The 634-nt window shown below is 60.6% G+C and carries 1 protein-coding gene; it reads right to left on the reverse strand.

From position 1 onward, the window contains the following. The coding region (locus D6024_RS26415; protein ID WP_121357816.1) for a carbohydrate-binding protein at positions 1-634 on the reverse strand (634 nt) is incomplete at both ends.

The raw sequence follows: 634 nt of genomic DNA on the forward strand, positions 1-634 counted from the left end.
AGTCCTTCGAACCAGTTGAGGGTAAAGCCCGGGTCGACAACATAGAGCCGAAGGGTTTGCAGTCCGGCCGGAAGCGTGACGCTGCTGCTCACTGTCTTCCAGGTCTGCCAGCCACCCGATGAAGGAATGGCTACCGTGGCCAGCACCGATCCGCCTGCGTTCTTCACCTGCAGGCTGCCGCCCCAACCGCCCACGCGGAAGTTCATCGTGTAGGTTCCGGCCGCAGCCACATTGACGTTGTAGTCCATCCAGGAGCCCGAACCAAAACCACCGGCGCTTTGCCCGCCTTCGCTGCAGCTTTCCAGCAACACCCACTGCATCGCAGAATAGTTCTCTGCCTCTACGCGTCCAGGGATGGGATAATAACCCGGCGTCACCACCACCGGTGCACTCACCGTAAAGCTTTGCGTAACGGCTGTGGCAGCATTGTAGGTTGTGTTGCCCGCCTGCGACGCTTCGATAATCACCGTACCGGCTGTACCGGCAAGGGTCACGGTGTTGCCCGAAACGGTGGCAGGACCGCTCACCACCCGGTAGCTGACCGGCAGGCCCGAGGAAGCCGTTGCCGACAAGGTAAAGGGCAGATCCGTGGTCAGTTTATTCGAAATCGCCGGGAACGTAATGGTCTGCGGCA

Source organism: Flavisolibacter nicotianae, assembly GCF_003628535.1.
Classification (GTDB): Bacteria; Bacteroidota; Bacteroidia; order Chitinophagales; family Chitinophagaceae; genus Flavisolibacter; species Flavisolibacter nicotianae.